The 596-nt window shown below is 65.8% G+C and carries 1 protein-coding gene; it reads right to left on the bottom strand.

The features are described 5' to 3' along the window. Nucleotides 1-41: 41 nt before the first annotated feature. Nucleotides 42-596 (bottom strand): transposase (locus ACLJT4_RS42520; protein ID WP_411130531.1); only part of this gene is annotated, 555 nt, incomplete at its 5' end.

The following is a 596-nucleotide window of genomic DNA, read 5'->3' as shown; positions in this document are numbered from 1 at the left end:
GGGTCTGTCAACTTAACGGTGTAACTGGTGTGGTTGTTGGGTCAGATGCGGGTTGCTGAGAGGCGGCCGTCGAAGGCGATGTCGAACGCCTGGAGGGCCCGCTTCCAGCGCATCGTCCACCGCTTGCGGCCCTTCCCGCTCGGGTCGAGGGACATGACCGCGAGGTAGACGCACTTCAACGCGGCGGCCTCGGAGGGGAAGTGGCCACGGGCCCGAACGGCCCTGCGGATGCGGGCATTGACGGACTCGATCGCATTGGTGGTGCAGACGATCCGGCGGATCTCGACGTCGAACTGCAAGAACGGCACGAACTCCGCCCAGGCGTTCTCCCAGAGCCGCACGATCGCTGGATACTTCTCGCCCCAGACCTCGGTGAACTCCAGGAACCGGCTGGTGGCTGCGTCCTCGGTCGGGGCGGTATAGACCGGCTTGAGTGCCTTGGCGATCTTGTCCCAGTCCTGCCGGGCCGCGTAACGGAACGACGCGCGCAGGAGGTGAACGACGCACGTCTGCACGACCGTTCGGGGCCAGACCTCACCAACCGCGTCCGGGAGTCCCTTCAGCCCGTCGCAGACGAGCATCAGCACGTCCTCAAC

The organism is Streptomyces sp. x-19, from assembly GCF_046549115.1.
GTDB classification, from domain to species: domain Bacteria; phylum Actinomycetota; class Actinomycetes; order Streptomycetales; family Streptomycetaceae; genus Streptomyces; species Streptomyces albulus_C.
This window is presented reverse-complemented; position numbering and strand designations above follow the sequence as displayed.